24 protein-coding genes are annotated in these 24,552 nt (G+C 39.6%); 9 read left to right on the top strand and 15 right to left on the bottom strand.

Annotation, left to right across the window (positions count from 1 at the left end):
* Positions 1-99: 99 nt before the first annotated feature.
* Positions 100-381 (bottom strand): ATP-dependent Clp protease adaptor ClpS, encoded by a 282-nt coding sequence (locus tag B4Z47_RS04340; protein WP_046671971.1) that lies wholly within the window; start codon positions 379-381, stop codon positions 100-102.
* Positions 382-459: 78 nt separating this feature from the next.
* On the opposite strand from B4Z47_RS04340, the gene B4Z47_RS04335 reads away from it, so the two are divergent.
* Positions 460-1,506 (top strand): 3-oxoacyl-ACP synthase III family protein, encoded by a 1,047-nt coding sequence (locus tag B4Z47_RS04335; RefSeq protein WP_286726876.1) that lies wholly within the window; start codon positions 460-462, stop codon positions 1,504-1,506.
* A gap of 70 nt (positions 1,507-1,576) precedes the next feature.
* Here the strand turns inward: B4Z47_RS04335 and atpG are convergent, their stop codons facing one another.
* The 9 genes from atpG to B4Z47_RS04295 form a co-directional block, all read right to left on the bottom strand.
* Positions 1,577-2,476 (bottom strand): ATP synthase F1 subunit gamma, encoded by a 900-nt coding sequence (gene atpG / locus B4Z47_RS04330; RefSeq protein WP_070563149.1) that lies wholly within the window; start codon positions 2,474-2,476, stop codon positions 1,577-1,579.
* 77 nt (positions 2,477-2,553) lie between these two features.
* Positions 2,554-4,128 (bottom strand): F0F1 ATP synthase subunit alpha, encoded by a 1,575-nt coding sequence (atpA, locus tag B4Z47_RS04325; protein ID WP_070563151.1) that lies wholly within the window; start codon positions 4,126-4,128, stop codon positions 2,554-2,556.
* Between the two features lie 54 nt (positions 4,129-4,182).
* On the bottom strand, positions 4,183-4,725 hold the full coding sequence (gene atpH, locus B4Z47_RS04320) for an ATP synthase F1 subunit delta (protein WP_112375496.1): 543 nt from the start codon (positions 4,723-4,725) through the stop codon (positions 4,183-4,185).
* A gap of 29 nt (positions 4,726-4,754) precedes the next feature.
* On the bottom strand, positions 4,755-5,255 hold the full coding sequence (locus tag B4Z47_RS04315; protein WP_112375495.1) for a F0F1 ATP synthase subunit B: 501 nt from the start codon (positions 5,253-5,255) through the stop codon (positions 4,755-4,757).
* 96 nt (positions 5,256-5,351) lie between these two features.
* Positions 5,352-5,540: an ATP synthase F0 subunit C gene (atpE, locus tag B4Z47_RS04310; protein ID WP_021188666.1), complete on the bottom strand. Its 189-nt coding sequence runs from the start codon at positions 5,538-5,540 to the stop codon at positions 5,352-5,354.
* 34 nt (positions 5,541-5,574) lie between these two features.
* On the bottom strand, positions 5,575-6,771 hold the full coding sequence (gene atpB / locus B4Z47_RS04305) for a F0F1 ATP synthase subunit A (protein ID WP_239468755.1): 1,197 nt from the start codon (positions 6,769-6,771) through the stop codon (positions 5,575-5,577).
* A gap of 106 nt (positions 6,772-6,877) precedes the next feature.
* Positions 6,878-7,264 (bottom strand): hypothetical protein, encoded by a 387-nt coding sequence (locus B4Z47_RS04300; RefSeq protein ID WP_046671964.1) that lies wholly within the window; start codon positions 7,262-7,264, stop codon positions 6,878-6,880.
* A complete protein-coding gene (locus B4Z47_RS24680) occupies positions 7,261-7,476 on the bottom strand; it encodes an AtpZ/AtpI family protein (protein ID WP_070563162.1) in 216 nt (71 codons plus the stop codon). The genes B4Z47_RS04300 and B4Z47_RS24680 overlap by 4 nt, the downstream gene beginning before the upstream one ends.
* A gap of 83 nt (positions 7,477-7,559) precedes the next feature.
* On the bottom strand, positions 7,560-9,785 hold the full coding sequence (locus B4Z47_RS04295; protein WP_286726875.1) for a helix-turn-helix domain-containing protein: 2,226 nt from the start codon (positions 9,783-9,785) through the stop codon (positions 7,560-7,562).
* A gap of 197 nt (positions 9,786-9,982) precedes the next feature.
* Here B4Z47_RS04295 and B4Z47_RS04290 point away from each other — a divergent pair, with 197 nt between their 5' ends.
* The 4 genes from B4Z47_RS04290 (at position 9,983) to B4Z47_RS04275 (ending at position 13,615) form a co-directional block, all read left to right on the top strand.
* Positions 9,983-10,480: a cupin domain-containing protein gene (locus B4Z47_RS04290; RefSeq protein ID WP_046671961.1), complete on the top strand. Its 498-nt coding sequence runs from the start codon at positions 9,983-9,985 to the stop codon at positions 10,478-10,480.
* Between the two features lie 238 nt (positions 10,481-10,718).
* A complete protein-coding gene (locus B4Z47_RS04285; protein WP_112375491.1) occupies positions 10,719-11,465 on the top strand; it encodes a hypothetical protein in 747 nt (248 codons plus the stop codon).
* A 10-nt stretch (positions 11,466-11,475) separates the two neighbouring features.
* Positions 11,476-12,585, top strand: coding sequence for a hypothetical protein (locus B4Z47_RS04280; protein ID WP_112375490.1), 1,110 nt, complete (start codon positions 11,476-11,478; stop codon positions 12,583-12,585).
* Positions 12,586-12,619: 34 nt separating this feature from the next.
* A complete protein-coding gene (locus tag B4Z47_RS04275) occupies positions 12,620-13,615 on the top strand; it encodes a hypothetical protein (protein WP_112375489.1) in 996 nt (331 codons plus the stop codon).
* 71 nt (positions 13,616-13,686) lie between these two features.
* Here the strand turns inward: B4Z47_RS04275 and B4Z47_RS04270 are convergent, their stop codons facing one another.
* On the bottom strand, positions 13,687-14,796 hold the full coding sequence (locus B4Z47_RS04270) for a zinc finger domain-containing protein (RefSeq protein WP_286726874.1): 1,110 nt from the start codon (positions 14,794-14,796) through the stop codon (positions 13,687-13,689).
* A 23-nt stretch (positions 14,797-14,819) separates the two neighbouring features.
* Positions 14,820-15,974, bottom strand: coding sequence for an SPFH domain-containing protein (locus B4Z47_RS04265; RefSeq protein ID WP_286726873.1), 1,155 nt, complete (start codon positions 15,972-15,974; stop codon positions 14,820-14,822).
* A gap of 167 nt (positions 15,975-16,141) precedes the next feature.
* Here B4Z47_RS04265 and B4Z47_RS04260 point away from each other — a divergent pair, with 167 nt between their 5' ends.
* From B4Z47_RS04260 to B4Z47_RS04250, 3 genes are all read left to right on the top strand, one after another.
* The gene (locus B4Z47_RS04260) at positions 16,142-17,995 is read left to right on the top strand and encodes a DNA topoisomerase IV subunit B (RefSeq protein WP_070563183.1); all 1,854 of its coding nucleotides are present in this window, start codon (positions 16,142-16,144) and stop codon (positions 17,993-17,995) included.
* A gap of 37 nt (positions 17,996-18,032) precedes the next feature.
* Positions 18,033-18,875, top strand: coding sequence for a formyltetrahydrofolate deformylase (gene purU / locus B4Z47_RS04255; RefSeq protein ID WP_112375486.1), 843 nt, complete (start codon positions 18,033-18,035; stop codon positions 18,873-18,875).
* An 83-nt stretch (positions 18,876-18,958) separates the two neighbouring features.
* The gene (locus B4Z47_RS04250; RefSeq protein WP_286726871.1) at positions 18,959-20,737 is read left to right on the top strand and encodes a hypothetical protein; all 1,779 of its coding nucleotides are present in this window, start codon (positions 18,959-18,961) and stop codon (positions 20,735-20,737) included.
* Between the two features lie 79 nt (positions 20,738-20,816).
* Here B4Z47_RS04250 and B4Z47_RS04245 read toward each other — a convergent pair whose 3' ends face one another.
* The 3 genes from B4Z47_RS04245 to B4Z47_RS04235 form a co-directional block, all read right to left on the bottom strand.
* On the bottom strand, positions 20,817-21,722 hold the full coding sequence (locus B4Z47_RS04245) for a class I SAM-dependent methyltransferase (protein WP_112375484.1): 906 nt from the start codon (positions 21,720-21,722) through the stop codon (positions 20,817-20,819).
* A 107-nt stretch (positions 21,723-21,829) separates the two neighbouring features.
* Complete coding sequence (locus B4Z47_RS04240; RefSeq protein WP_070563195.1) at positions 21,830-22,588, bottom strand: ABC transporter ATP-binding protein; 759 nt, start codon at positions 22,586-22,588, stop codon at positions 21,830-21,832.
* A 9-nt stretch (positions 22,589-22,597) separates the two neighbouring features.
* Positions 22,598-23,332 carry an MlaE family ABC transporter permease gene (locus B4Z47_RS04235; RefSeq protein ID WP_112375483.1) on the bottom strand — a complete coding sequence of 245 codons (735 nt, stop codon included), beginning with the start codon at positions 23,330-23,332 and terminating at the stop codon, positions 22,598-22,600.
* 246 nt (positions 23,333-23,578) lie between these two features.
* Between B4Z47_RS04235 and B4Z47_RS04230 the strand changes: the two genes are divergently transcribed.
* Positions 23,579-24,526 (top strand): LiaI-LiaF-like domain-containing protein, encoded by a 948-nt coding sequence (locus tag B4Z47_RS04230; RefSeq protein ID WP_112375482.1) that lies wholly within the window; start codon positions 23,579-23,581, stop codon positions 24,524-24,526.
* The last annotated feature ends 26 nt before the right edge of the window (positions 24,527-24,552 follow it).

The following is a 24,552-nucleotide window of genomic DNA, read 5'->3' as shown; positions in this document are numbered from 1 at the left end:
GCTTCAGCTTAGTTTATAAGTTATAGTGCAAAGAAAACTAAAACTTATAGACAAAACTGAAGCGTAACCATATTATTACGGTAACAAAAGAATAGTAAATTACTCCACAGAAACAGTCAATCCCTCGGCTTTCAGAATTTTACGATAGATTTCCATCTCCGTATAGGTGCCTTCCAATACAGCACATTTCCCCTCAGTGTGTACTTTCCAGGCAATCTTCTCAGCTTGCTTCTCGGTATATTGTAAATGATAGATGAGACAATGAATCACATGTTCAAACGTATTGGTTTCATCATTCCACAAAATGAGTCGATTAGACTCTTTCACAGAGGCTAATATCTCTTCTAACGTAAAGGTTTCTTCAGCAGTTTGGGTACCCATGCTGCAAAAATAGAATATTTTTTTCTAAATTAACGATAATATAAAAGGGAAGAATACAATCAATTAGAGGAATTTATTATGTTACAGTCAAAAATTGCAGGAATTGGCTATTACGTTCCAAAAAACGTATATACCAATAATGACCTAACACGCTTTATGGATACCAGTGACGAATGGATTCAGGAACGAACTGGCATTAAAGAACGTAGATATGCAGACCGAATTGGCGAAACCACCACCACTATGGGGGTCGAAGCCGCTAAAATTGCCATCGAACGAGCCCATATTACACCTGAAGATGTCGACTTCATCATCTTTGCCACCTTATCGCCAGATTATTATTTCCCGGGCTGCACCGTTCTACTGCAACGGGAAATGAAGATGAAGGAGGTCGGGGCACTGGATATTAGAAACCAATGTTCAGGTTTTATATATGCACTTTCTATTGCCGATCAATTTGTCAGAACAGGGATGTACAAAAATGTGCTAGTGGTTGGTTCGGAGAAACACTCTTTTGCACTTGACTTTTCTACGAGAGGACGAGCCGTTTCTGTTATTTTCGGCGATGGTGCCGGAGCAGTGGTTGTGCAACCCACAACCGAAAACGGCAAAGGAATCCTGAGCACGCACTTACATTCAGACGGAGACGATGCCGAAAAGCTAGCTATGTATTATCCTGGTGCATCCAGTGGAATTTGGCTGGATAAAATGCCCGATTGGCCGGACCAAGAATTGGGGGGATTATTGATGACCAAGGAGATGCTCGAAGATGGGACTGCGTTTCCAAATATGGATGGACAGGCCGTCTTCAAAAAAGCTGTTATCAAATTCCCTGAGGTTATTCATGAAGCGCTAGCAAAAAATAATTTAAAAACTAATGATATCGATTTACTAATTCCACATCAGGCCAATCTTCGCATTTCGCAATTTGTACAGAAAACACTTGGATTAAGGGAGGATCAGGTATTCAACAATATTCAGAAATATGGTAATACCACTGCAGCCTCTGTACCGATAGCACTATGCGAGGCTTGGGAAGAAGGAAAGATTAAAGACGGTGATCTCGTATGTTTGGCAGCTTTTGGAGCAGGATTTACGTGGGGTTCAGCCTTAATTCGATGGTAAAAAATAGCATATATAAAAAAGGTGATAATCGAAAGATTATCACCTTTTTTATATATTTCCGAATAAAGGATTATCCGTTTGATAATGCTGCTGCACCAGATACGATCTCCGTCAATTCTGTTGTAATTGCAGCTTGACGTGCCTGGTTGTAAGATAGCTTCAGTGATTTGATTAAGTCACCGGCATTCTCTGTAGCTTTATCCATTGCCGTCATACGTGCTCCATGCTCAGAAGCATTCGAGTCTAAAACAGCTTTGTATAATTGAATCTTGATTGCTTTAGGAATCAATTCCTCGATAATCTTCTCTTTGGAAGGCTCGATGATATAATCCACCTCAGCTTCTATTTTTGCTTTATGCGTATGTTGTTTGTTTTCCTCCGCAGGTAATAAGGGTAAAATCTGTTCTGCAGTCAACTCTTGAACTGCAGCATTTTTGAACTGATTATAAACCACTTCAACACGATCAAAATTACCTTCTTTGAATTGCTCCATGATAAATTCAGTCACCACAGATACAGAACCAAAATTTAAATCAGAAAACAAATCAGAGTGATTAGCTACCACATTGAAGTTACGTTTCGAGTAGAAGTCATAACCCTTTTTACCAATACCAATGATACTCAAATTGCCCTTAGCATGTTGCTCAGCATATTTGTTAAAGATCAAGTTATTAGTCGTTTTGATAACATTTGCGTTGAATGCTCCAGCCAAACCTCTATTAGAAGAAACAACAACGATTAATACCTTATTTGGCTCGCGATCCACTGTAAAAGGAGAGTTACTTCCCTCAACACTCGCAGAAACATCCGCCAAAATATCTCTTAGTTTATTCGCATATGGGCGCAATTGTAAGATAGCGTTAGTAGCGCGCTTCAATTTAGCAGCCGAAACCATTTTCATAGCTTTCGTGATCTGCTGTGTTGATGATACCGAGGTAATCCGGTTTCTTACTTCTTTTAAATTTGCCATATTTGTTTTAAGTATTAAGTACCTAGTATTGAGTATTGAGCCTAGTCAATAGACTCAATACCAAATACTCATTACTATTAATATTTTGATGCTAAATCCTTAGCTACTGTTTCTAACACTGCAGTTAATTCATCGGAGAACTTATTAGCTTTGAAAGCTGACAATACTTCTGGATGACGTTGTTCCAATTGAGTCAAGAATTCTTCTTCAAATTCTCTCACTTTATTTACAGGAACATTACGCAATAAACCTTTAGTTCCGATATAAATAATCGCAACTTGTTTCTCTACAGAAACTGGAGAATATTGACCTTGTTTCAAGATCTCAACGTTACGAACACCTTTATCTAAGACAGATTTAGTAGCAGCATCTAGATCAGAACCGAATTTCGCAAAAGCTTCCAATTCACGGTACTGAGCTTGATCTAACTTTAATGTACCAGATACCTTTTTCATCGGTTTGATCTGCGCATTACCACCTACACGAGATACAGAGATACCTACGTTGATCGCTGGACGAATACCTGCGTTAAACAAGTTAGACTCCAAGAAAATCTGACCGTCTGTAATTGAAATTACGTTGGTTGGGATATATGCAGAAACGTCACCAGCTTGGGTTTCAATGATCGGAAGGGCAGTTAATGAGCCACCGCCTTTCACCAAGTGTTTGATCGATTCAGGTAGATCATTCATGTTGCGCGCGATATCATCTGAAGAGTTGATTTTCGCTGCACGCTCCAACAAACGGCTGTGTAGATAAAATACGTCACCTGGGTATGCTTCGCGGCCCGGTGGACGACGTAACAATAAAGAAACCTCACGGTAAGCTACTGCTTGCTTAGACAAATCATCATAAACGATCAATGCTGGACGACCTGTATCACGGAAAAACTCACCGATAGCAGCACCTGACATTGGTGCATAAAACTGAAGTGGAGCTGGATCAGCAGCAGATGCAGCCACAACTACTGTATAAGCCATAGCGCCTCTCTCCTCCAATGTACGCACGATATTCGCAACTGTAGAATTCTTTTGACCTACGGCAACGTAGATACAAAATACAGGTTCTCCTGCATCATAGAATTCTTTTTGGTTCAAGATTGTATCGATACAAACAGCTGTTTTACCTGTCTGACGGTCACCAATAACCAACTCACGTTGACCACGACCTACTGGAATCATTGCATCGATCGCTTTAATACCTGTTTGTAATGGTTCAGTTACCGGTTGACGGTAGATAACACCCGGAGCTTTACGCTCGATAGGCATTTCATACAAATCACCTTGAATAGGTCCTTTACCATCGATTGGTTGACCTAAAGTATTTACAACACGTCCCAACAAGCCTTCACCAACTTTGATGGATGCAATACGGTTGGTACGTTTAATAGTATCTCCTTCTTTGATCTCATCCGAAGGACCTAAAAGTACAACACCAACGTTGTCTTCTTCTAAGTTTAATACAATACCTTGTAATCCGTTATCAAATTCAACCAACTCACCGGACTGAACTTTAGTTAAGCCGTAAATACGAGCAATACCGTCACCTACAGCAAGTACGGTACCCACTTCCTCTAGTTCGGCTTCTGATTTAAAGCCCGACAATTGCTCTCTTAGAATTGCCGAAACTTCATCTGGTCTTACCTCTATCATTTTAATTATTATAAGGGGTTTTTTGATTTATTTTACTTCAAGTATCAGAACAAATTAATTATTCTGATTCAAATATCTTTCCAATTTATTCAACTTACCAGCAATACTTGCATCAATTTGGCGATCGCCGATATTGACTACAAATCCACCGATCAAACTATGATCAACTTTATTGATCAATATCACTTGAGCGTTGGTTTCCTTCGCAAGTACATCTTTCATCGCTGCCAAATTAGCTTCAGAAAGTGGCGCTGCAGATGTAACTGTAGCTTTCACAATTCCTTTTACCTCGTTATACTCACGAATAAATTCTTGAGCAGTGGCATACACAATCTCGCCACGACCTTTGTTGATCATGATCTTAAAGAATGCCACGATATTGGGATTGATCTTATCTTTAAATAGCGCATCCAATATGTTTTTCTTCTTGTCCAAAGGAACAATAGGATTGGCAAAAACAGCTTGCAATTCTGTACTGGATTTTAAAACAGCAATGAATGAATCCATATCCGCCTTGACTGTCTCCAGTGAGCCTTGCTCGCTAGCCAAGTCAATTAATGACTTAGCGTATCTTGATGCTACTTTAAATACTGACATAATTCTATTTCGTAATTTGAGTGACCGGATTAGTTCAATTTAACGTCATTAAGCAAATCTGCTACTAGAGCTTCTTGCTTTCCTTGGTCCTCAAATTCTTTGTTTAACACTTTACGAGCAATATCCAAAGACAAAGAAGAAACCTGAGACTTAACCTCAGCCAAAGCTTTGTTCTTTTGTTCGTTGATCTCGATTTTTGCTTGTGCAATCAATTTTGCACCTTCAGCCTGTGCCTGCGTTTTTGCCTCAGCTACAATCTTATCTTTAAGTTCTTTTGCTTCCTTAAGGATAACATCGCGTTCTGCGCGAGCTTCTTTTAGTAATTGTTCGTTCTCATTTGTTAAACGAGCCATTTCTAATTTCGCTTTTTCAGCAGCCTCTAAAGCACCTGCAATACCTTTTTCACGTTCGTCTAGGGCATCAACAATTGGTTTCCAAGCGAATTTACCTAATAAAAAGATAATAACCACAAGGACGATGACCATCCAAAAAAACAAACCGTACGAAAACGAATGTATTAATTTATCCATTGTTATACTATATAATGATAATTCTTATTTTTTAAGATTCAGGAATAATATAACCTGCAACCAACCGTTGCAGGTTATATTATAAAACCGTTGTGACTATTTACCTAATAATAAAGCACCGAATGCTAAACCTTCAAGTAAGGCACCAATGATAATCATTGCAGTTTGGATTTTAGATGCTGCTTCTGGTTGACGAGCGATAGCTTCCATTGCAGAACCACCAATTTTACCTAAACCTAAACCTGCACCGATAACGATTAAACCGGCTCCAATTAAATTGTACATAATGTATGATTTGAATAATTAAAAAATTTACTAATTAATGATCGTGATGTTCTTCAACAGCCATACCGATAAATAAGGATGACAACATCGTAAAAATAAATGCTTGTAAGAATGCTACCAATAATTCGATAACCATCAAGAAGATTGTCAAGAACATGGAAACACCGATACTACCCACTACAGTCAATTGGTGTTGCAATAAATAAACAATTGCAATCAGTCCCATTACGACAGTGTGACCAGCTGTAATATTTGCAAACAAACGTACCATCAACGAAAATGGTTTTGTAAACAATCCCAATACTTCAATTGGTGCTAAAACAAATTTAAATGGAACCGGAACACCTGGCATCCAAAAAATATGCTTCCAGTAGTTTGCGTTTGCTTTGATATTGACAATTAAGAATGTAAAAAGAGCCAAACATAAAGTTACTGTGATGTTTCCTGTAACGTTAAACCCTAGTGGTGTCAAACCAACCAAATTCAAAATCCAGATCAAAAAGAATACAGACAATAAATAAGGCATGAATTCCTTGTAACGATGACCAATGTTTGGAATAGCCATCTCATCACGTACATAGATAACCAAAGGCTCCAATACACGTCCAACACCTTTTGGCAAATTGTTAGCACCTTTTTTATACGTTTTAGCCAAACTAATAAATGCCCAAAACATTAAAAATGCAGCCAAAAACAAACCGACAACATTTTTAGTGATCGAGAAATCTAAAGGCATCGCTACAGATGGATGAAAATCAACAGCATCATGAATTTCATGAGAACCAATCACATAAGAAGTTTCAAATTCCTTTTTCTCTTCTTTTCCATCTTCATTTATAGTCATAACATAACTACCATCAGCATTTTTACGATACTCATGACCAGCCAAATTACCGGCAGCATCAGTCTTATAAATTTTTCCGTGGTACAATGCATAATACTGACCGTCAACCTCAGCAACTTTATTACCGTGATCGAATGCCGAAGCCATAAAAACTTTCAAGCCATTATCGATCAAAATAACGGGCAATGAAAAACCATAATGTTTACCTGTCTCTTCATCCGAAAAGAAGCTAAAATAATAATCATCTTGTAAGTGATGCTCAATATGGCTATTGATTTCCTCAGCCTGCGATTTTTCTCCGTGTGCATTCTCATTCGCCTTTGTTAAAAATGGCGCAACTGCAAACAGAATAACTGCTAAAAATTGAAGTGTTCTTTTAAGACTCACGATACTACTATTATGTTATTTAAAATTTTTTGCGAAAATACTATATATAAAGCACAAAAGCTACTTTAATATTACATTTTTTTGAAAAAACTATCGTTTTTCTCCCTTAGGATTTGTTTAAAGCCTTGTAAGCAAATATAACATCGTAAAAAAGGAATAAAACGACAACGATCAAATAGTTATATTTTAAAATATCAGCCTGCGGTTTTGCCAACCCATTATGGATGTATACATAATTTAGGACAAACTTTAAAGTCAATAATCCCAAGAAAACAAAACCAACATACTGCGGAAATTTCTGCGAACAGTAACTTATCCCCACCATGATGATCACGGATAATATCAGTTGAAAAATATAAATTTCATACAATGGAAAATGTAGATCTTCCAAGGAATGAATACCATCAAAAGATTTTAATAAAAAGAAATGAACGGCAAAAATCAAAACCGCAACAAAAAATAAAATAAGGGTCTGCTTTATATATACTATCATCTATCGTTTAATCGATTCACTTGTCTAATGACTTGATATAGAGAAATTCCAATCCCGCCAAGGGTACAGATCTTCATCCATAGTTGGTTCTCCGCATGAAACTTACCGTCCAGCCAATCCCCTAATAAATAAAATACATAAATGGTAAAAACCATCTGGGTTGAAATAGTCGTCAGCACAAGCCACTTGTTAGGATCTTTCTTGTCTTCCATAAGCAATCTTAAGGTTATCAATGGGCTTTCAACAAACTATATCACACAATTTGTTACAAATATACGCTATAAATTTTTATTGCCTACAATCCCAAAACTTTTTGTCCAATTTTAATATCCGGATAATCAATATCCACGCCCAAAAGCATCTTAAGTTCCGAAGAGGATTTATCCGGATTTGCACGAATAACACCAAGAATACGATCCAACTTCTCCTGCTCGATCAACTCTGTTGCTTCCACTTCCGTACCAACAAAATTAATTAAATGTCCATATATCGTACCAGCGACCATCCCGCGCTTAACCGCTATATCAGCAATGCTCATACCATCTTTAAACATTTCTAAGGAAATCTCCTTTGTATCCAACTTCTTCGGCCCTTCTTCATCTGCACTTTGCGCAGCCAATTCATCTTTTTCTTTGGTCTTCACACTAGCAGCAACATCGAGCATCGCTGTTTGAAAATCTTCCCGTTTTGAAAGCGTATCAGCAATAAGTAGACAATGTTGCAACTGCTCGCGTTTTCGCTTGTAATCAAGCAATAATGCTTTTAACTCATCAATATATTTCTTCGTACGTTTTCGTATCTGGTACTCCTCAATATGTTTGGTTAAAGCCTCAATCAGATCTACATCCATTTTCGGTAAAAACCAATTGACCGCAGCAGTAGAACGTTCACAGATGACGTCATAATCGATTGCGTTTTTATCCCGCAACAAATCATACAGTACAACAATAAATTTATGTGCAACTTTCTCTTGGGTCTGAAGGTGCTTGACCAATTGTTGGAAAAATAATACGGCTTGTTCCTTTCCATCAATATTACGCTCTTCAAGTGATTTCAGCAGCTCCGAAGTCTCGGCCAATAGTCCGTCCCAACGGAAACCGTGCATTAAAATCTGGCCAAGATAATTCCGTTGGCATTGCTCCAAAATCTCATTGACGTCAGCCTGCCCCTGAGCACGCTGTGCAAATTCGACCACTTGGTAATCGGTACGGATGGCATAAGAAGGGATAATGGATTTTAATACAAGTCCATCTAAACTCGTTAAACGGCTCAATGCAACGTACACCTGTCCCGCGGCAAACGAGGTCCCTGCGTCAATGATCGCTTTTTGAAAAGTTAAACCCTGACTTTTATGAATAGTGATAGCCCAAGCCAATCGAAGTGGAAATTGCGAAAATGTACCCAATATCTCCTCTTTAATCTGATCTTGCCCCTTATCGTAATTATACCGAATATTCTCCCAGGTCTCCCTTTTTACCGTTACAGATTCCGACCCATCAGGAAATGTAACCGTTACCGTGCCCTGCACCGTATCGATGTCCTTTACCGTACCGATCTTTCCATTGTAATATTTACGTTCATCACCGGAATCGTTTCGAATAAACATCACCTGAGCCCCTATCTTTAAGGACAACGTTTCTTCAGCAGGATAGGAGCCCTGCGCAAAATCGTCCTTTACAACTGCTTTAAGATTTAACATTTTACCCGATAATGATGCCAGCTTGGCTCCATTTATTTCATCCGCATTTCGATTATGGGAGGTCAATGTAATATACTGTTCCTCTTCATTTGGAACAAAGTCCTGTTGATAATAACCATTTAAGGTCGTGAGCATGTCACTTGTACACTGATTGTTTCGTATGGCATTCAAAATTGAAATAAAACCTTCATCTTGTTGACGATAGATTTTATTGAGCTCTAACATCACCAGCGGATTATCCCTCAAAATTTTAGCATTAAAGAAGAAAACAGAAGAATAATGATCCCGCAAAACATTCCATTCGGCATCTTTCACAACTGGCGGCAACTGGTACAAATCTCCGATAAACAGCACTTGTAATCCACCAAAAGGCCGCATATCGCGACGAACAGATTGCAGAATTACATTAATCGCATCTAATGTATCTGCACGGACCATCGAAACCTCATCAATCACCAAAAGCTCTAGCTCCTGCAAGATGGCCCGACGCTGCTTGGTCAATTTAATCGTGCTGAATAAACGTAATTTATTGTAGATATGACTATCCTGTTCGTCCCAACGTAACTCATAATCTTCAATAAAAGTCCCAAAAGGAAGCCAAAATAAAGAATGTAAAGTTGTTCCGCCCGCATTCATCGCCGCAACACCTGTAGGTGCAGTAATAGCCATCTTTTTGTAGCTATGCTCACGGATATACTTCAAGAAAGTCGTTTTTCCGGTACCCGCCTTTCCTGTAATAAATACATTCTGGTTCGTTTGGTTAACAAAAGCAACAGCCTGCATAAATGCAGTATTTTCCCGATCGACTTGAAAGTTTGACATATCCTGAAATTAGATTGATCACAAAATTAGCAATTTCATTTTTAACTTTACGCGATATAGTATAGCTTAGGGTATCTAACGCAGCTCCATTATAAAGGATTTAGATTAAGCTAAAACGGTTAACTTAAAATATTAAATGGATTTTTTTTATATTTAGCAACTGAATTAACGAATAACAAATTTTTAGAATTTTTAATATGGCTATAGATAAAATCGCATTGTTTGAAAAAGTACAGGAAATGCTGACATCCAAAGGTTTTCGTATTGATAAATCAGATGCTGCACGCCCTTGGGGAGGATTTTTCGTAATCGACGAATCCCAAGCGCAAGAATTTGCCGATGAGTACTTCGGCGGAATGGATGTACAAGAATTAAGAATCTCAGGAAAATTAAGTCCAAAAATTTTAATTGTTGCACCAGAAAAAAGACTTTCATGGCAATATCACCACCGTCGTGCCGAAATATGGCGTGTTATCCAAGGTAACGTAGGTGTTATGGTTTCTGACACCGATGAAGAATCGGTTGTTTCAACCTTGAAAGAAGGCGAAACAATTAGATTACGCCAAGGACAGCGTCACCGTTTAATTGGATTGGATGGCTTCGGTATTCTAGCCGAGATCTGGCAACACACCGATGCCAACAACCCTTCTGATGAAGACGATATTGTTCGCGTACAAGATGATTTTGGCAGATAGTAGTCCCACAGGACCATGACCACCAAAACAAAGATTCCCAATCAACAATTGGGAATCTTTGTTTTTATCCCTAACATAAAATGCGATAGCAGCTGATTCACTCGCCCTACAGGTCCATTTCATCGCTTCTATCCAAGCTCCTATACCTCCTGTATCCATTTCAGGTATTCCATAGCGCAATTCATTAGAAGAGAATATTAATTTTTATTATTTTAGTACAGATATAATCAACTATGATATGATGAGTAACGACGATACTAAAAGAGGATCCAGTATATTAAACAGTCTAAAGAAATTAATTTTTGAGGACGATCAGCCGCAGCAAACGCCACCGGCACAAGCCCCTCCAGCACCAGCTACTAACGCTGCTCCAGAAAGACCCCATGTACCACCGGCATATACATCGCCCACGGCCCAGGCTCCAACTGGAAAAACACCTCCCCCAATCCCCCTAACAGCCAATGACGGAACAACCGACCTCAAAGAAATGAAATTAAAGGTCTATGCCATTCTTGAAAAACTCAACGAGCAGGGTGTCGATTTTTTCGAAGTATGGAACGCTGCTGCCGCAATGGGAAAAGTAGAGGAAAACACATTAAAAGCGGCCTATACTTCATTGAAATTTGTAGACAGTTCGTTAACCAAGGATAAACTGGTAGCAACTGGCACAAATTATGCTAATAAATTGAAAGAAACCATTGCCAAAGAATCGGAACAAAAACAGGCTGAAAAGAAAAAGACTGAACAGGACCGAACCATGGAGATTGCAAATCTGAACACTGAAATCAAAACAATAACGGAGAATATCGCCAAATTGCAAGATGATCTACAGAAAAAACAACTCGCTTTGGCACAAATTAATGAAAAGTACGAACCAAGGATTAAAGATATCGAACAAAAAATAAACATCGGCAACGCGGCCGTTGATGAAGTGGTCACCGAAATCAACACTGCATTGCGTATGATTAATCAATCAATAACATAAAAACAAATCAATGGAAAGAAAAGATCAGTATGTTAATATTCCCGCTGAGATAAAAACGCAACTTCCGATATTTCAAGTACTGGGCGATCATTTGCCTGCACAATTAAAATCACCAGAAGCGAAGAAGACAGCTTCGTCGATCTTCTTTTGGGCGCTTTTACTTGGCGGAGCCTTTGCTTTTTTCAAATACTTACCGATTATGCTGGAATATGCCGGAAAAAGTATACTTTTTGTGCTATTCAGTATAATCCTAATTACCTTATTATTGCTAGCGCCAAAGATCATTGCGCTATTGCACAGATTGGGAACCGTCCTACTTTTTAAAGGTGAAAAATCCATCATTAGAAATAACCCCATAGAAACCTTACAACTGTTATCAAGAGATGCAAAAGACACCCTGAAACGTGTGAAGGAAAAAATCAGCAATGTAGACGGTGTCCGCATCGACATGATTCAAAGCGGTGAAACTGCTCAAAAAACAGCCGAAGAGAAGTACACCTATGCGAAACGTTTCACCGCAGAAGCGGCTAATCTCGACGAGAAATCAAAGGAGGAAACGAGCAAAAATAATGCAGAGAAGGCCAATGCTTATGCAAGAGATGCCAAAGAAACACGCACCAAAGCATTTCTATTGGGAAAAGAAGGTGAATCTGAAGAGCAAAATGCGCGCAGTTATGTACAATATGCCAATCAATTTGCAAAAGTATTGGAAGTCCTAAAAGATAATGAAAGCGCAGCACGTATCTATGTCAGCACCTTGGATAGCAGCATTTCCATTATTTCCAAGAAGCTGGAAGCAACGCAAAAGATGAAAAATGCCACCGATGGCCTAGCCGATGTGTTCAATATTAAAGATGGCTGGGCATTTCAAGAGGCCATGAATGCCGCAACAGGTGCCATCAGTCAAAATATTGCCTCTATCCGATCCAATCTTGATTTCTTGGATCAAAACAACAATATCACAGTGGGTGGTACGCCTACTCAAGGTGAACTGGAAGAGTTTATCCGAAAAGTTGACGAACGTAATCTAAATGTATTAAACGTAACGCAAATGGCCGATGCCAGCTATGAACTCAAACCCGAAGAAAAAGTAGATAAAGGATTTACATTACTCGATTAATATTAACTAAAATCAAACTTACTATACGAACATTATGGAAGAAAAATCAACATGGGCAAGATTAAGATGGCCAATCAAAGCAATTATCATCGCCTTACCTATTCTCGCAATCGGTTATTGGGCCATTCAATCAGGCAAATTTGATGCTAATTCGACAGTCCAAACAACAGATTCAACAAGCAATAATGGTCATGCGGCCGCACCTTCATCAGGCTCAGAAACGACTCGTTCATTCAACTATCAACCCGAAAAACCAGTCGACGGCGAATACAAGGGTGTCGTTGAAGTCGGCGCTTCGGGTTTCAATTCCTTTGTCGTCAATATGGACAAAGAAAATCGCTGGGAGATCATTTCCAAAGACTTCGGAAAGTCATTTGCCTACGAAGGATTGGCAAATACGGAAGACATCCGTAAAGGATTAAAAGATTATATAGGCATGATGCTCGATAAAGGCGTCAAATCCAAAAACATACATTTCGTTATTAGCTCCGGAGCTCAAAAAGAACCTAAAACTTCAGTTATCAGTGCTGAACTTAGAAAAATGGGCTTTGTGGTCAACCTAGTTACAGCAGAGCAGGAAGGAAAATTAGCGTTAAAATCGGTTCTTCCGAAAGCTTACGAAGACAATTCATTTGTTGTTGACATTGGCTCCGGTAACACCAAAATCTCCTGGATCGACGGTGACACAAAATCGGTAGAAGCACCTGGTGCGAAATATTATGAAAAAGACCTTAAAGATGATGCGGTCTATACAGAAGTAAAAAAATTAGGCGAAAAAATTCCGGCAAATAAAAGAGAGGTTTGTTTTATTATTGGCGGGGTTCCTTTTGAATTAGCATCGCAGACACGCCAAGGTGAAGAGCGTTTTACAGTTTTGAACGATCCAGCATCTTACAAAGCAGATAAAGTAAAAACAAAGAGCGGTGTCAACATCTATAAAGCAATTAAAGATGCAACCAATTGCGACACCTTCGTATTTGATTGGGATGCCAATTTCACGATCGGATTCCTACTTTCACTAAACAAATAGTCAAGACGATTAGCATAAAAAAGCGCTGTTCTCTTTTATTGAGAACAGCGCTTTTTTTATAACCGTTTTTGTTATACCATAAAACTCAATAGATACAACACAACAATGATCGCCAATACCAAAAAAGCAATTTTCCAAAAGCTATAAGGTCGTTGTCCATAAACTTTATCGTTAAAAGCATTGACCATGATCTGATAACTCTTTCCTTTGTACTGATAAGCGGATAACCATACAGGTAAAAGAATGTACTTCAATTTAATGGATTTAAAATCGCTATCAATAGAATCAATATCCTGTGTATCACCACCGATGTCATGCTCAACCTGACGTTCGATTTCCCGATCCATAATAGTCCGGGCAGTCTCCCCCGCTTTTACATGATCCACGCTAAAAGTTTCAGCGATAAAGCCACTTAAATATTGCTCATTGAAAGGTTTTAGGTAACCCAAATTCCAAGGTCCAATTTTATCAGAAAACTTTTCGGGAAGAGATGTTGATCCCGATATAACAATATCCTTAAATTGGCTATAGATACTTCCTGAAGCCGGATACCAGTTTGTGCGTCTTTCTTCGTATTCTTCCGTCTCGCCATCCGAATTGCGTCTTGTACGCGTCACATAATAATATTCTCCACGTGATCCTACGTAATCAGATTGTACATCTGCATCATAGGACCAAAATGGCACATACACCCCTTTTAAACGATCATTTCTTGAATTAAAAATTCGCTTAAAGTCATTCGGAGCGAACCATATCTTACCCGCCCATTGTGTCAATAGCCCAAAAGCATTTTTGTAATCAACGGAAAAGGGAACAAGACCATGTGGCTTCACAATACGCTTTTGCTGATGGTCAATTACCAATGGTGAAGCACAAAAAGCACATAAATCTGCCGTAACATGAGGATTCAAACGCGAGTTTGCGCCACAGTTACTACAATGCACAACTTCAGCCAAATAGCTATAGCGCTCATCGGCGAGCCCCTCCATTGCTTGTCCAAAAACTTTATAATCTGTAGATTCAATATGCCCATCTTCCGGTAGCTGATCCGCTATTTCATTCCTGGTTCCACAATAGGAACACGCTAAATAGGACGTACCGGGCTGATAAGTCAAAATAGCACCACAGCCCTGACATTTTAACCCCTGCTCTATTTCGGAGGTTTTTTCTTCAAAACTCATAAAACTCGGTAATGCATTTTACCCTAAACTCCTGGTATCGGTGGCGGGTTCTGCGAAAACAGATCCTTTAATTCGACTACCTTTTCAGCCTCAATCCAGTTTTCAAGTCCCTCTTTCCAGACCAAGGTAGCAAGTGTCATCGTCCCCTCTTTTATCAGAGCGCGCAGCTGTTCCGAATCAAAGGGCCCTTCCTGTTTACCTTTAACGGCCAGGTAATAAGCGACCGCTTTGGACAATGGAGGAGGTCCAACGGCCCCTGCAGACGAAGCCGCAGCAGCTGATCCCGTACCAGTAGGATTATTCCCATCAAAACTATTTTGCTGAAATACATTACCCATTTGACCAACCATTCCTGCTCCCAGCCCAGCACCAAATCCAGCACCTACAATCCCTCCACTACTGGGATTCTCAGCAGCTTTCTCCATTGAATTTGCGGCTTGGAATTGGGCATATGCCCCCAGATTACCAACGACCCCCATACTGCTTCGCTTATCAAGGGCCTTCTCGACTTCTTCTGGGAATGAAATATTTTCAATTAAGAACTTCGTTAAGCTCAAACCCAACTCATCAAAATCAACCCCAATTTTTTGCTGTATCAAGGCCGAAACTTCATCATAGTTGGATGCAAGATCCAAGGCCGGTATCTTCGACTCAGCAATAGCATCCATCCCCCGCGATACCGCAATGTTTCGAAGCTGCTCTGTGATATCTTCAACTGTAAATAAAGGCGTCGTCGCAACAAGCTGTTTCATAAAAACAGTAACGTCCTTCACCTGAAAAGAGAAATTACCGAAAGCCCGAAGTCGAATGGGACCAAATTCAGGATCCCGCAACATAATCGGATTTTTAGTTCCCCATTTCTGATTGACAAATTGTCGAAGGTTGACAAAATAAACATCGGCTTTGAATGGACTATTGAACCCATATTTCCAACCTCTGAGGGTTGTCATGATCGGCATATTCTGGGTCGTAAGTTCGTAACGACCAGGCTGAAAGACGTCCGCAACCACGCCTTCATTCAAAAATACCGCAGCCTGCCCTTCTCGCACAGTCAACTGTGCCCCCATTTTTATTTCATTCTGATACCGTGGAAACTTCCACACAATCGTATCTGTGCTATTATCGACCCATTCGATAATATCGACAAACTCATTCCTGATTTTATCAAATAATCCCATAAATTATTCTCTTTACAATTACTTACACTAAATGTAAACATTTCCCCGCAAACCGGCAATTTTCTCCAGCAGTACGCAAACTAGCGATATCTAAAAAATTTAGCCTTTTAAACTACTTATCGTAGTTTATTTTTTTTACTTTTGTTAGCTAAGTTCTACATTAATTTATGAGTACATATAACGAAGACAGCATTAGGTCCCTGGATTGGAAAGAGCATATCCGCCTCCGTCCGGGAATGTACATTGGAAAGTTGGGGGACGGTTCGGCCTATGATGATGGTATCTATGTTTTATTGAAAGAGGTCGTTGACAACTCAATTGATGAGTTTGTTATGGGGGCCGGTAAAACTATTGATATCACGGTAAACGAAAATAAAGTTTCCGTACGCGATTATGGACGTGGTATCCCAATTGGTTCTGTGGTTGATGTTGTTTCTAAAATCAATACGGGTGGTAAATATGATAGTAAGGCTTTCCAAAAGTCCGTCGGTTTAAATGGTGTCGGTACAAAAGCCGTAAATGCTTTGTCCAGTCAGTTTACCGTCCAGTCATACCGTCAAAATATAACACGCATTGCCCAATTCTCTAAAGGGGAATTAGTCAATGATGAACAAAAAGATACGACGCAACGGAATGGTACATCTGTAACATTCTATCCAGACGATTCTATTTTCAGAAACTACAAATACCGTCCCGAATTTGTAGAGAATATGATCTGGAACTATGTTTTTCTAAACTCAGGTCTTACGATCAACTTTAATGGGCAAAAGTTTATTTCTGAGCACGGACTAAAAGATCTACTGGAACGAAATATTGATGCCGAGTCCATGCGCTATCCAATTATCCACTTACGGGGGGATGATATTGAAATCGCGATGACTCACGGCCAGCAATATGGAGAAGAATATTATTCTTTTGTCAACGGTCAGCACACCACACAGGGTGGAACACACCAGGCAGCCTTCCGTGAAGCACTAGTCAAAACAATCCGCGATTTTTACAGAAAAGAATTTGACGCATCGGATATTCGTTCATCAATTATCGGTGCCATCGCCATCAAAGTGCAGGAACCCGTTTTTGAATCACAGACCAAAACAAAGCTAGGATCTCAAAGTGTAGGCCCAGAAGGCCCTACGGTAAGAGGATTTATCAATGACTTTGTTAAAAAAGCATTGGATGATTACTTACATAAAAATCCGGCTACGGCAGATGCTCTTCAAAAACGTATTCTTCAATCGGAACGTGAACGTAAGGATATCGCCGGTATCAAAAAACTCGCCAACGAAAGAGCGAAGAAAGCCTCTTTGCACAACCGTAAACTACGTGACTGTAAAGTGCACTTCAGCGATAAAAATGAACGTAACCAAGAAACAACGTTGTTTATCACCGAGGGGGATTCTGCATCTGGTTCTATTACCAAATCGCGGGATGTGCAGACTCAAGCTGTTTTCAGTCTGAAAGGAAAACCGTTAAACTCCTACGGTATGTCCAAAAAGATTGTTTATGAAAACGAGGAATTTAACCTCTTACAACATGCGCTTAATATTGAAGACGGTCTCGATGGATTACGCTACAACAATATCGTAATTGCTACCGATGCCGATGTCGACGGCATGCACATCCGCCTGTTGCTATTGACATTTTTCTTGCAGTTTTTCCCAGACCTTGTCAAAGCTGGCCACGTTTCCATCTTACAGACACCACTTTTCCGTGTCCGCAACAAAAAGGAAACGATCTATTGCTATTCCGATGAAGAACGACAAAAAGCAATCGCAAAATTAGGCGCTAAACCTGAAATTACCCGATTCAAAGGTTTGGGTGAGATATCACCTTCCGAATTTGGATTATTTATCGGAAAAGATATCCGTCTTGACCCGGTTATCTTGTCCAAAGACAATAAAATTCAACAGTTATTAGAATATTACATGGGCAAAAACACACCAGATCGACAAAAGCATATTGTCGAAAATCTGCGTGTTGAAGTTGACCTTGAAGAAGAACTAACAAAAAAAGCGGGTTAAAATAACCCGCTTTTTTAGCAACCTACAACCACCTTTCATGCACAACCAAACCTTAATTCTGATCCAATGTCAAGATGCCGTTGGATTGGTCGCCAACATTTCAAATACGCTGGCAAAATATCAACTCAATATTGTCACCATGCGTGAATATGTGGATGAAGAAGCCAACAAATTCTTCGTGCGTGTCGTGTGTAACGGTATCGTGCCTGAGCAGAAACAGCTTTCGGATTCCCTTGCCGAAGTACTTCCCCCATCTGCTCAGATACAGATAAATCCCAATAACCGCAAAAAAATCGTCGTCCTCGTGACCAAAGAGCATCACTGCCTTGCCGATATCCTGGTACGTCAACACTTCGAAACATGGGGAGCCGAAGTACAGGCCGTAATTGGTAATTATGAATCATTACGCTCCTTTACGGAAAAGTTTGATATTCCTTTTCATTGCATCTCACATGAAAACCTAACAAAGGAAACATTCGAAAAACAACTGATCGCACAAATCCAAAACTATAATTTCGATTACATCATTCTGGCGAAGTTCATGCGAATCTTGTCTCCTCAGTTTGTCAGTACCTTTGAAAATAAACTGGTCAACATACACCATTCATTTCTACCCGCTTTTATTGGTGCCAACCCGTACAAGCAGGCTCATGCAAGAGGCGTTAAGATCATCGGTGCCACAGCGCATTTCGTTACCGACCAACTCGATGAAGGCCCCATCATCGTACAGGATATACGACATGTCAATCACACCTATACTGTAAAAGATATGGTAACTGCCGGCAAAGAAATAGAAAAGGCTGTTCTGAGCAGAGCAATTCGTCTGCTTAGTGAAGATCGTGTGATGCGCAACGATTACAAGACAATTGTATTTGAATAGTGATTACGATCATGTCCCGATAAAACAATCATTACTTTTTTTCAGCGTTATTCTCCATTATTTCGTAAAAGAAATATTTAAGAATGACGCATACTTTTCATATCCCCGTATTAGGCTTAGCTTTCTCCATCGACTCCGCACTTAAGGTCGCACAATATGGTATCTCCACCGTAATGTCTATTGTTGACGATGAACTCATCGAGCGCATGCGCCGCTATTACTGCGGACAATATCAAATCGTCTATCATCCGATCACTAAAACAGAAGAAGATTACCGGGCAAAAAGAATTACGGCCTATCTCAATCTCGTACAGTTTGTGGTCAAGAAGCAAGTCGTGGCCTTGAAGCGTCAGCCCTTTACCGAAAATTCAGAACTTACCAAATATTTTCAGCTTTTACCCGAGTCACATCCTTCAAAACCGATTTATCACGCAATGGAAATGGAAACCAATCGCGCGATTAAAACCGAGCTGCAAGATCTATTGATCAATTATCTCAAACCGGGAGACATCGATGTTAATATTATGTCCAAAGTAGATAAAATGAATTACCAGGATGGTAACCTATTGGATCAGCGTTATTCTGATGCTTCAGCAGCCTTACGTGGTTTTGCAAATTCCAACTTGCATTCCTCCCTTATCCTTTCCGCAGGGATGAATCCACACCTATACGCTTACCTCGCTGAATTACCGGCTTTCTTCCCCAATAGTGAAGGTCTATTTGACAAAAAAGTCGTTTTGAAAGTAAGTGACTTTCGATCGGCGCTCATCCAGGCAAAATATCTCGCTAAGCGTGGTGTATGGGTATCTGAATTCAGAATAGAATCCGGTTTGAACTGCGGTGGTCATGCTTTCGCAACCGATGGTTTTCTTCTGGGACCAATCCTTCAAGAGTTTAAAGAGAAAAAAGAAAGTTTGAAAACCGAACTTTTCGAGATATACCACGCATATTGGGTTTCCCAGGAGCGCTCATTAACAACTCCTCCCAGCATCAAATATACAGTTCAAGGAGGCGTGGGAACAGCTTCAGAACATCAGTTCTTATTAGACTATTATGGATTCGATGCCGTAGGATGGGGATCCCCATTCCTGATGGTTCCCGAAGCAACCACAGTAGATCAAGAAACCCTGAAAGCATTGGAACTTGCCAAGAAAGAAGACTTCTACTGTAGTGGAGCATCTCCATTGGGAATTCCCTTTAACAATTTCAGACAAAGTGGCGCAGAGTACCTACGGTTGGAACGTATAAAAAAAGGGCGCCCCGGTAGCCCTTGTAAAAAAGAATACCTTATTTCGAACACCGAGTTTGGTGATAAACCGATCTGCACTGCATCACGCGTCTATCAACATCAAAAGATCCAGGAACTACAAAAACAAAATCTGTCCGCTGCGGAATACGATAAAGCCTTTGACGACATTACAGAAAAAACCTGTCTTTGTGAAGGGCTCGCAGCACCAGCTTATCTTAAGTACAATATCCAAAAGAGCAAAGAACAGACCGCTGTATCCATCTGCCCAGGCCCGAATCTTGTCTGGTTCAAAAAACAATATTCTTTGCGGGAAATGATCGACCACATCTATGGCCGTATATCAGTTTTTGAAAATGACAACAGACCTTTTGTTATGATCAACGAACTCAACCTGTATATCGATCATATTCAAAAATATGTCACAGACAATAAAAATATCATGAACGATAAAAAGATAAAATATGTAGCTAGATTCAAAGCACAATTACAAGCTGGAATAGCTTATTACAACGAACTTACCCAGCACTTATCGCTTATTCCACAAAATATCAGCACAGCGATACCCAGACAGCTTGAACTGGCATCACTACGTTTAAAAGACATCCATATGTAACCTCCTAATATAACTTTAAACAAACACGGGGCGCTTCAATAAGCGCCCCGTGTTATTATCAGGAATCTTTTGACAAGCCTTACTTCGCTATTTTGCGAAATTTACCGAATACCCCAAGTGGAAGTTTCGGTCCTGCTGTTGCTTGTAAGAACAACTCGCCTATTTCCAAGTTTTCCACTTTTGGGAAAGCTGTCTTAATTAAATTTTCAACAATAACAGAGGAAAACCCTAATGAATACGTATTCAAAATCAAGAAATGCTCTTTAGGATCCAATAGTTGAACGACTTCAGTCATCATTTCCATAATGTGATCTTCCAATTTCCATTTCTCGCCCTTTGGCCCATGCCCATATGCGGGTGGATCCAAAATAATCCCATTATATGTATTACCTCTTTTCAGCTCACGCTTTACAAATTTCAAAGCATCTTCAACCACCCAACGAATGTTATCCAAATTGGAAATTTCCATATTTTCATTTGCCCAGGTAACAACCTGTTTAATCGAATCTACGTGAGTCGTATCCGCGCCCGCAGCCTTTGCTATTAAAGATGCTCCACCAGTGTATGCAAAAAGATTTAGAACCTTCGGTCTTTCCGTCTTAAATGAACGTACAGATTCCGAAATATAGTCCCAATTTACAGCCTGTTCCGGAAATATCCCGACGTGTTTAAAAGATGTCAAGCCCAATCTAAATTTGATGGCCACATCCTTATTTTTATATTCGATATGCCAACGGTCTTGGGCCTGAGGATTTTTCTTCAACCATTCTCCTGAAGTAGCCGAACGACCTTTGAATTTGATATGATAACGCTTGTTCCACTCCGCATCAGTCAATGCCTTAGGCCATACAGCCTGAGGTTCTGGTCTGATTAAAATTAAATCACCAAAACGTTCCAGTTTTTCAAAATCACCACAATCAATGAGTTCATAGTCCTTCCAATGCTGTGGGGTCAATAGTTGTATATTTGTTGCTGCCAAAATCAAAATTTTCCGACAAAACTAAGCTAAATTTCAATATAAAAGAAATCTGCATGATGCTAACACAGATCAAACACATAAAATTACGCGCAATAAAGCCACGTTCCCAGCCCTTATTGCCCCATAGAAGCTTTCGCACTTTTCATTAATGGGCTTGCAAAAACAAAGTTGTTCAATTCCTCCACATCTGACCGCATCATATCCTTATTGGAACCTTCCCAGAATTTCTCTCCTTTATAGAGAAACAAAATATACTCACCAATTCCCATCACAGAATTCATATCATGTGTAACAACGACTGTCGTACATTTCAACTCTTGCGTAATTTTTAGTACCAATTCATCAATAACAATCGAAGTCTCCGGATCCAATCCCGAATTGGGTTCATCACAAAATAGATATTTAGGGTTCATACTAATTGCACGTGCAATTCCAACCCGCTTTTTCATCCCCCCCGAAAGCTCCGCAGGGAACAGTTTATTTCGTCCCTCCAGATTAACCTGTTCCAAACAATGATTTGCACGGTCTAATTTTTCCGCTTTGGACATATCCGTAAACATGTCCAACGAAAACATGATATTCTGCTCTACCGTCATCGAATCAAACAGCGCTGAATTTTGAAAAAGCATACCTATTTCTTTTCGAATAGGAACACGCTCTTCAAAATTCATCCGAGTAAAATCCTTGCCATCAAAAATTACCTTTCCTTTTTCCGGTTGGTGCAGGCCTACGATACATTTCAATAAAGTACTCTTTCCCGAACCCGACCCTCCAATAATCAGACTCACCTTTCCGGGTTCGAAATTTGCACTAATTCCTTTCAGAACATGGTTGTCACCAAACGATTTGTTAATATCTTCGATTTGAATCATAAAATCTTTTTAAAGCATTAATGCGGTTATCACATAATCCGCCGCAAGAATAGTTATACAGCCAACGACAACTGCTTCTGTGCTAGCTTGCCCAACTTCCAACGCTCCGCCCTTTACATTATACCCTTTATAAGCAGATATCGAGGTAATAATAAACCCAAACAAAACAGCTTTAACAAGGGCAACTGTCACCGTGAAGCCGTTGAAGCCATCTTGAATTCCTAAAATATAATCCGCCTGTGTCACAGCGCCCGAAAGGGATCCACCTAACAAACCGCCCACTAAAGCGCACACGATAGAAATAATCACCAACATCGGAATCATGGTGATACCCGCCAATATTTTGGGTAATATCAAATAACCAGGAGCATTGATCCCCATAATTTCCAAAGCATCAATCTGCTCTGTAACACGCATGGATCCGATCTGTGAAGATATAGACGACCCAATTTTCCCCATTAAGACCAATCCCGAGATCGTCGGTCCTAATTCCAAAATATTTGAATCCCGGTTGATCGAACCTATAATTGAATTTGGGATCAAGTCGGATACCATCTGAAAGGCAATTTGCATGGTCATAACAGCGCCAATGAAGGTGGAAATAATAACGATAAGTCCCAGAGATCCTATACCAATATCGGTCATTGCCAATACGGTTTCCTTCCAATAAATTCGCCCTTTCTCCGGTCTTTTAAAAACTGATTTCAGGAGTATGAGATATGCACCAATGTGATGAAAGATCATATTATCTATTTAATTTCAATGTATTACGCCAATTTAACGGCTATACTGAGCCAAGCTATCCATTAAAGGTAATTAATTCCAGCAAATATATAAACAAGCAAAAACCCAAAAAGTATACGAAAAACGAAATTACTTACCGATCAATTAGTCACATTTACCGATTTTTTATGTATAATAGCCTAAACATTCATACGGTATCTCCCAAAGCGACTTACTTTTGAGATATATTAACAAACGGAATTAGTTATGAATACACGAAGAATAACAACTGGTATCACCATTCTCTTTATAGGGGTTGTCTTATTATTATCACAGCTCAACACAATTTCTTTCAACTGGGTAGGTATTTTTAGATACTGGCCGCTGTTTATTGTGCTTGCCGGAATTCGTATGCTGGTACCCAAAGACCAACAGATTGGACAGTTTGTCGCCATCGGTTCTACCGTCGTAATTTTAGGTTTTTTGACTTACATAGGGCTGTCGACACCAAAGGAACCACTTTTAACACAGCTTTTAAAAAGTAAAGGCGTCAACATCAATGTCGACGATCCCAACGATAAAACAAATTATACAACAGAAAAATTAAACGTCCCGCTGGATGATAAAATCCATAGTGCTACCCTAAACCTCGATTTGGGGGCCACTTCATTAAGAAATGATAGTAGCACTACTTCAGAAATCTTCTCGGCATTTAACACCTCAAAAGAATATCTACTGGGCATAACTGTACATGGAGAATCTGCAGACAAATTAGATATCAACCTAAAGGGAAAATTCAAAAACAAGGATTTTAACAGCAAAAACAACAATACGTTTATCGCTTTAAACCCCAACATCCTATGGAATCTGAATTTTGATGTAGGTGCAATTGATGCCAGGTTAGATCTTTCACCCTACAAGATAGAAACATTGGATATCGATGCTGGAGCGACTAGTCTAAAGTTAAAATTAGGTCAACCGCTGGCAACAACTAAAATTTCTATGGATGCTGGAGCCTCCTCTATTGAAATCTCCATCCCCAAAAACGCGGCCTGTCGTATTACAAGCGACAATGCATTATCCTCGACAGATTATGAGGGCGATTTCCTAAAAAGTGAAGGCGAAGTAAAATCGACAAATTACGACTCTGCCGCTCAAAAATTCGATTTCGATATCAACGGTGGCATCGCGTCAATAAAAATTAGAAGATATTAATTGACACCCGATTTTTAGTCAAGAAA

It is taken from the genome of Sphingobacterium sp. UBA2610, assembly GCF_002339225.1.
In the GTDB taxonomy this organism is placed as follows: Bacteria; Bacteroidota; Bacteroidia; order Sphingobacteriales; family Sphingobacteriaceae; genus Sphingobacterium; species Sphingobacterium multivorum.
This window is presented reverse-complemented; position numbering and strand designations above follow the sequence as displayed.

Coding starts and splice junctions, on each gene's coding strand:
- B4Z47_RS04340 (WP_046671971.1), bottom strand. CDS start 381: ATGGGTACCCAAACTGCTGAAGAAACCTTTACGTTAGAAGAGATATTA.
- B4Z47_RS04335 (WP_286726876.1), top strand. CDS start 460: ATGTTACAGTCAAAAATTGCAGGAATTGGCTATTACGTTCCAAAAAAC.
- atpG (WP_070563149.1), bottom strand. CDS start 2,476: ATGGCAAATTTAAAAGAAGTAAGAAACCGGATTACCTCGGTATCATCA.
- atpA (WP_070563151.1), bottom strand. CDS start 4,128: ATGATAGAGGTAAGACCAGATGAAGTTTCGGCAATTCTAAGAGAGCAA.
- atpH (WP_112375496.1), bottom strand. CDS start 4,725: ATGTCAGTATTTAAAGTAGCATCAAGATACGCTAAGTCATTAATTGAC.
- B4Z47_RS04315 (WP_112375495.1), bottom strand. CDS start 5,255: ATGGATAAATTAATACATTCGTTTTCGTACGGTTTGTTTTTTTGGATG.
- atpE (WP_021188666.1), bottom strand. CDS start 5,540: ATGTACAATTTAATTGGAGCCGGTTTAATCGTTATCGGTGCAGGTTTA.
- B4Z47_RS04300 (WP_046671964.1), bottom strand. CDS start 7,264: ATGATAGTATATATAAAGCAGACCCTTATTTTATTTTTTGTTGCGGTT.
- B4Z47_RS24680 (WP_070563162.1), bottom strand. CDS start 7,476: ATGGAAGACAAGAAAGATCCTAACAAGTGGCTTGTGCTGACGACTATT.
- B4Z47_RS04295 (WP_286726875.1), bottom strand. CDS start 9,785: ATGTCAAACTTTCAAGTCGATCGGGAAAATACTGCATTTATGCAGGCT.
- B4Z47_RS04290 (WP_046671961.1), top strand. CDS start 9,983: ATGGCTATAGATAAAATCGCATTGTTTGAAAAAGTACAGGAAATGCTG.
- B4Z47_RS04285 (WP_112375491.1), top strand. CDS start 10,719: ATGATGAGTAACGACGATACTAAAAGAGGATCCAGTATATTAAACAGT.
- B4Z47_RS04280 (WP_112375490.1), top strand. CDS start 11,476: ATGGAAAGAAAAGATCAGTATGTTAATATTCCCGCTGAGATAAAAACG.
- B4Z47_RS04275 (WP_112375489.1), top strand. CDS start 12,620: ATGGAAGAAAAATCAACATGGGCAAGATTAAGATGGCCAATCAAAGCA.
- B4Z47_RS04270 (WP_286726874.1), bottom strand. CDS start 14,796: ATGAGTTTTGAAGAAAAAACCTCCGAAATAGAGCAGGGGTTAAAATGT.
- B4Z47_RS04265 (WP_286726873.1), bottom strand. CDS start 15,974: ATGGGATTATTTGATAAAATCAGGAATGAGTTTGTCGATATTATCGAA.
- B4Z47_RS04260 (WP_070563183.1), top strand. CDS start 16,142: ATGAGTACATATAACGAAGACAGCATTAGGTCCCTGGATTGGAAAGAG.
- purU (WP_112375486.1), top strand. CDS start 18,033: ATGCACAACCAAACCTTAATTCTGATCCAATGTCAAGATGCCGTTGGA.
- B4Z47_RS04250 (WP_286726871.1), top strand. CDS start 18,959: ATGACGCATACTTTTCATATCCCCGTATTAGGCTTAGCTTTCTCCATC.
- B4Z47_RS04240 (WP_070563195.1), bottom strand. CDS start 22,588: ATGATTCAAATCGAAGATATTAACAAATCGTTTGGTGACAACCATGTT.
- B4Z47_RS04235 (WP_112375483.1), bottom strand. CDS start 23,332: ATGATCTTTCATCACATTGGTGCATATCTCATACTCCTGAAATCAGTT.
- B4Z47_RS04230 (WP_112375482.1), top strand. CDS start 23,579: ATGAATACACGAAGAATAACAACTGGTATCACCATTCTCTTTATAGGG.